This window comes from Microcoleus sp. FACHB-68, assembly GCF_014695715.1.
In the GTDB taxonomy this organism is placed as follows: domain Bacteria; phylum Cyanobacteriota; class Cyanobacteriia; order Cyanobacteriales; family Oscillatoriaceae; genus FACHB-68.
On record NZ_JACJOT010000012.1, the window covers coordinates 1 to 4,401 of the forward strand.

At 45.4% G+C, this 4,401-nt stretch carries 4 protein-coding genes and 1 pseudogene; 1 reads left to right on the forward strand and 4 read right to left on the reverse strand.

Going from position 1 to position 4,401, the window contains the following annotated elements:
- Window positions 1-581 precede the first annotated feature (581 nt).
- The gene (locus H6F73_RS17785; protein WP_190760126.1) at window positions 582-1,391 is read left to right on the forward strand and encodes a hypothetical protein; all 810 of its coding nucleotides are present in this window, start codon (window positions 582-584) and stop codon (window positions 1,389-1,391) included.
- Here H6F73_RS17785 and H6F73_RS17790 read toward each other — a convergent pair.
- The 4 genes and pseudogenes from H6F73_RS17790 to H6F73_RS17805 all read right to left on the reverse strand — a co-directional run.
- On the reverse strand, window positions 1,377-1,829 hold the full coding sequence (locus tag H6F73_RS17790) for an IS630 family transposase (RefSeq protein WP_190760127.1): 453 nt from the start codon (window positions 1,827-1,829) through the stop codon (window positions 1,377-1,379). The genes H6F73_RS17785 and H6F73_RS17790 overlap by 15 nt on opposite strands.
- A gap of 111 nt (window positions 1,830-1,940) precedes the next feature.
- Entirely contained in the window at window positions 1,941-2,450 is a 510-nt protein-coding gene (locus tag H6F73_RS17795) for a helix-turn-helix domain-containing protein (protein ID WP_190760128.1), read from the reverse strand.
- Window positions 2,451-2,616: 166 nt separating this feature from the next.
- A complete protein-coding gene (locus H6F73_RS17800; RefSeq protein WP_190760129.1) occupies window positions 2,617-3,405 on the reverse strand; it encodes a glutathione S-transferase family protein in 789 nt (262 codons plus the stop codon).
- Between the two features lie 310 nt (window positions 3,406-3,715).
- Window positions 3,716-3,884: pseudogene (locus tag H6F73_RS17805) on the reverse strand (recombinase family protein); the annotation flags it as partial.
- Window positions 3,885-4,401 lie beyond the last annotated feature (517 nt).

The following is a 4,401-nucleotide window of genomic DNA, read 5'->3' on the forward strand; positions in this document are numbered from 1 at the left end:
GATAATTTTCTGGCGCAGATCAAGACTGTAGGGTCTCATAGTTATTGTCAAGTCAAAGCCTTTTTACCTTTTCTTGCTCTCTATTCTACCTCATTCAATCGAGAACCGTTATATTAGTCTTACTGATTGCACTATGAATCTTTTTCTCGCCAAAGCTACACGACTGCATTTTGACTGTCAAATACAAAATCCAGAATCCGCTACCTTACAAGCAATAGCTACTAAACAAGAGCTAGTTTTCAGTAGTTTTAACCAGCCTGGGGGTTGGAATCTGGAGTTAATTTTCTATCTTGCTCAGCGTAGTAAGGTATTAGCTCATACGCACAATCCAAGTTTTTTTGAGGTTATAAATAGCTGGAAGCTTGTTTATAAAATAAGCAGAACTATGAGGATAAAAGCTTTGTTTCATAAGGTTTCTAGCCGACTACAGCCAATAGTAAAAACAACAGTAATTGTGATTTACTGATGTTTTTAATACAATCTTAACAAGAGAGAATTTTTGACGTGTCTCTTTTCAAGACTGCATAGCACTTCCACAAGACCTAAACTTTTAAAGTTTTCACCACCAAGGACTTATAAGTATGAAAAGCAATCTGTTTCTGGCCGATATTTTGGGCCTTTATGCCGCTCAGATTCAGAGCCAGCACCCGCCAAAGAAAGCGCAAGAAATTATCGCTCAAACTGAAACGGCTATCAACCGTTACACTTTACCAGGATGGGGCTTTGAACCTTTCAAAGGCCGCAAGCCCACGCGCGTTGAAATAGAGGCGGCAACGGCTTTTAAAAAAGGTATAACCATTGAGCAATTCACAACTGCATTGGAAGTTCAAGAAAAAGTTTTTGAGCGGCTGCAACCTTCTGCTAGTAGTCAGGAGGTTTATCGCTGCCGGCTCAAGGAACTTGTTTCTTGGTGTAGCCAGCTGGGGTGGTGGCCGGGAAATACCTTACCGGAGAAACCTGTTGATTGCTGCGGGGGCCGCCGGCGTCGTGGCTATGGAATGATGGCGAAGACGCTATTGACAAACCGCTCTGTCTTGCCGCCTTACGGCTTACGAGCCGAACAAGTGTCAGAGAAGCTAAAAGCTGAAACTGAGCATTTTTACAAGTTCCGCACCTCAGCCCACTGGCCAGGCCGGTTAGAAGACCCGGTGAAAACCAAAGCCTGCCGCAACCAAATTGGTTTGCTCCGTCACCTGCTGGGCTGGTTTCATCTCTACCGGGGAGTGCCGTTGGAAGAACTGTCTTTGAGTACCTTAATTCCGCCGGTTGAACTTAAGTATGTAGCTGCTAAGGAAGCTGCGGCAGCTAAGGCTGCTAAGGCTGCTAAGGTTGGGGATTATGTGGATCGCTGGGTTTGCGAATTCTCTAATACCAATTTAAATGGAATTTAGGGCAGATATAGCATCCAGAATGAAGGAATACCCAGTGATGGAAGCAATCATTTGGGGGGTTAACTGGGCTAAAAGTTGATCCACTTTGGTTTGTAATTGAGCCAGGGTTTGGAACGACGCCCACTTGAGATCCGCCTTGAGATGTTCCCACAACCGTTCAATGGGATTTAACTCTGGACAGTAAGGCGGTTGAAACAACAAAATTACATTTTCAGGGACAAGCAAATTTTTGCTCTTGTGAAAGCGCCCGTTATCGACTTGGATAACGTTGAGGCTATCTGGATACGCACGGGAAAACTCATCTAAGAAGCGTTGATAGCATTCGGTATCCACATGATTTAATTGTAGAAAAAAGGATTCGCCCGTCGCCGGTTCCACAGCACCGTAGAGCCAGAACGCTTTAAATAACCAAAGACAATTGCCCAATGGGTTTAACACCACAGGCTGTAATCAACCGTCCGATGACGCTCTTGAGTCCCAAGCGAGTCTCATCTTGAGCCTAGTAGCGAATCTGTCGCTGATCTTGTCGCACTTGGCGAGCATACTGACTCAACAAGGAGCAGTCGTCTGCGAGGTTTGCTTAAAGGCAGCTCGCTGCTGACTGTCTTGCTTGTAATTTTGAGGACGAACAACCTTAAGCTTTGCTTTGAGCCGATAACGAGTCATCTGGTAAACCGCATGGTAGTGTGCTTCTACCCCTAAGGTTTCGGCTAACCACTGTTGTACTGCTCCATAGCTGGCAAATCCATTGCTCTGTTTTAAGCGCTTTGCCAAAGCATCTTCTGCCCATTGTGGAATGACTCGCACTCCCCCAGGTGATTTCTTGGTTTCTAACATCGCTTCCAATCCCCCGTCTCGGTACATTGATAACCAGGTTTGTAGCGTGTTTCGATGTTTTCCAACTGCTTTGGCAATTGCGCTGATACTCGGAGCATTGTCCTGTTTGAGCCAGTAGAGCACTTGCAATCGTTCTTTGTCCCTTGGCCCTTTGGCTTGACGCAACCGTTCTGCCAGCTCATCCAAGCTTTCCTTCACGTATATTGAGGTTACACCAACCATTCGTAGAAAGCGCTAAACAACTTCTGTGAGTCTAACTCATCTGCCCTAACTCTCATTTAAATTGGTATTAGGCACTGGGTTTCAAGTTGAGGAATGAGCATGAAGAACTCCTCGCTAAAAAGGGAACTTTCCGATTCTCTAACTTTTCCAGCTCCTCAACCCTCTTCTAGGAAACGGCTGCACGACTTCGCCACAGTCGTAAAGCAAATGCGCCTGCTGGCATCTCTCGAAACACACGCACCTCCTCTGCCATTTTGGGCGGTAATTGCTCCAAATTCGACAGTGCAAGTGCGGTATCACCGTACTCAGGCGGTCTGACAACAGCCGTTGAAAGCGCTGCAAAGGTTAGATCGGCAGCCGAAAAGCGATCACCCACTAAGTAAGTACGTCCATCTGCCACCAAGTTACCCACAGCTTCAAAGATTTGTCTAATCTGTGCGTGGGCATTAGTAACTGCCTCAGCTTTTTCGTTGATTTGGCGGCGAATCGTGGAGCTAATTAATGGGAATATGAGGGGAAATAATGCTTGTTCGTGGAATGGTACCCCATACAAAAATCGGCGTTTTGCCAGCTTAGGATTATGCAATGTGTAAGAATACTCCCAAATCGGTGTGGCCGTTCCAAGCTGAGTGTTGAATAATACTTCCAACTCCTCAACTTGCTTAAGTAATTCAGGAGCGCAAGGGTACAACTTGGTAGTTTCTGGGGCGATCGTATCCAGATACTTTAAAATATCTTTTGAGTCAGTGAAAACCTGCGCCCCAGCAATCAATATTGGAACAGATTTCCCCCCAACACGACCTGTCGCCATGCGATGAAATAGTGGTGCGTGGCGTTCTTCAATGTAAGAAATATTCAGCCTAGCCAACGCCCATCGCGCTTTTTCACAGTAGTGACTAACAGGAAAAGTAATTAATCGGAATTGGGGTGATAAAGAGTCTGAAGGAGTTGCCATTCTGGGAGGATATCTAAAAAATTTAATGTTAACTCTAGGCAATCATCATTCTAGTTTAGTCAAAGTTTTGAGTATTTTCCATCAGTCCTGGCAGTCTATGTCACCGTTAAGGAAAAGAATGCGGACTTAACTAAGTGTAGCGAGCTGCAATACTAAACACTCCAGCCAGCACTCAAGACACTTACGAGCCAGGATTAAATGCAACTATTAATAGAACCTCTACTTAGCAGCGGTTTCGTGCCTAAAGAGGTGCTGGCAAGAATTTCAGTCTTAGCGTAAGTTTCTGCACGATTGCTACTCAAACCCCAATATCGCCGGCCCGTGCTACTTCTAGTGCTTGGCTCAGTCCAGGTCTTGCAGCTTTGACTCCACTTGCGCCTATCTGAGTAAATCTTTGCACAACCCGCTTGCTGCAAAGCGTCCATTTGCAGGTTCAATTTTTGGTCATCAGTTGAAACTCGCGCGTAGCCGATCAACATGACTTAAACCTTAGCAAGTCAGTAAACAAACTCGTTGCTTCACAGTATAGGTTGCCTTAGATATCGTTACCGAGTTTCGTTACCAAACTTGAGCCGATTTTGGGTTGGGCATGGAGGGGAATAAGGTCGGTAAAGAAAATGACCCTTTCCTTTACTGCCATAGTTGCACTTAATCCTGGCTGAAATGGATGATTCCAAGCTAGTTGCATTTAATCCTGTCTCAGTCACATTTACAGTTGCATTTAATCCTGGCTCGTAAGTGTATTGATTGCTGGCTGGAGTGTTTAGTATTGCAGGTCGCTACAGGTAGCCCAAGTTCTGAGTAATCGTCGTCTTCCCGACCCCACCCGCTTGATTGAATAGTGTGATCGCTCGGTTCATCTGGTTGATTGCGTGGCACATTTAGAGGGCATTTCCAAATAAATTGTTAAACTTATCCCTGCTGTTGACCGAGACGTTGCAACATTAACCGAATCATTGCTCCCTGAATCATGGCCTCGCTCATCTCTGGTAACAG